The organism is Spongiactinospora gelatinilytica, from assembly GCF_003236385.1.
Lineage (GTDB): Bacteria > Actinomycetota > Actinomycetes > Streptosporangiales > Streptosporangiaceae > Spongiactinospora > Spongiactinospora gelatinilytica.
On record NZ_POUA01000724.1, the window covers coordinates 1 to 1326 of the forward strand.

The following is a 1326-nucleotide window of genomic DNA, read 5'->3' on the forward strand; positions in this document are numbered from 1 at the left end:
GCGGGTTCAATTCCCGCCACCTCCACATCTGCGAAACCGCCCCTGACCCACCCGGGTCAGGGGCGGTTTCGCGTTTCCGGACCCCATGGCCGCGTGGCCTGCCGAGGCAGGACGCTTGTCGGGCCCTAGGTTCCCGGAACCTCCCCCGACCGAAGGGACCGATGGTTCCGTGAGCGGCGAGACTTCGTACCGCGTCGCGTGGCGCGAAGGCGGCCGGCGCACAGGCCCCCGCGAGGGTTACACCTTTGACGACGACCTGGACAAGGCGAAGGTGTTCCGCGGCGCGCTGGTCGCCAACGGATACCGCGACCCATACAAGAACCCGGCATTCGCCGAACTGCTGGGCGTGGTACCGAAGCCCACCGACGTCCGGGTCTTCCGAGATGTGGCCGAAGAGTACCTGCGCAAGCGGGTCAACGCCGAGCGCCGGACCCTGGCCGAGTATCGTCGTGACCTCGCCACGCACGTCTACCCCGCCGTCGTCGTGTTGCCCAGCGGGCTGCTTTCGGGCCCCCTGGAGCGGGTGCCGGTCGATGACTTCACCGATGAGGCGATCCAGGGCCGGGTCACCTACATGCAGTCCAAGACGTACGGCAAGAAGACGCAGCGGCTGTACTCGGCGAAGACGATCATGAACATTCACGGCACGGTCATCGCCCCTGTCTTCGAGTACGCGGTGAACAAGAGGTACATCGGGCACAACCCGTGCCGCGAGGTCGTCCTGCCCGAACGTAAGGGCAAGACGGTCACCGCCGACAAGCTGGTCTTCGGCAAGGAGATCGCCGTATGGATCGAGTGCGCCTACGAGGTGGACCAGGACACCGGCGACATCACCCTCATGCTGCTGGCCACCGGCCTGCGCTGGGGGGACTGACCGCGCGGCGGGTGTGCGACATCGACTTCACGGCGGGCACCGTGACGGTGGACCAGGTGGTCCGCGAGGATGAGAACCGGATGCTCTACATCGAAACCGTTGAGGGCAAGAGCCCGCACGCGTCCGCACCATCGTGTTGCCGGCCACAGCCTTACGCATGCTCCGACAGCGTGTGCAAGGGCGGCAGGCGACGGCGCTGGTCTTCCCCGCCCCGGGCACGCGGGGTGGCGTCTTGTGGCGTAACGCGAACTTCAGGGAACACCGCTGGCGGAAGGTCCGCGCCAACGCCGAGGCGCGTGGGCTGGACAAGGAGCCTGGCATCAAGGAGATGCGGCACTCTCACGCCAGCAACGCCATTCCTGAAGTGGGCCTGGAACAGGTGTCCAAGCGGCTCGGGCACGCCAACGCCACCATCACCAGCTCGGTGTACTCCCACCTGACGCCGGACGCCG

General features: G+C 67.0%; 2 protein-coding genes. Both read left to right on the forward strand.

The window, feature by feature from the left end:
• Positions 1–169 precede the first annotated feature (169 nt).
• Entirely contained in the window at positions 170–874 is a 705-nt protein-coding gene (locus C1I98_RS38920) for a site-specific integrase (RefSeq protein WP_111172187.1), read from the forward strand.
• A gap of 157 nt (positions 875–1031) precedes the next feature.
• The coding region (locus tag C1I98_RS38925) for a site-specific integrase (protein WP_146607935.1) at positions 1032–1326 on the forward strand (295 nt) is incomplete at its 3' end.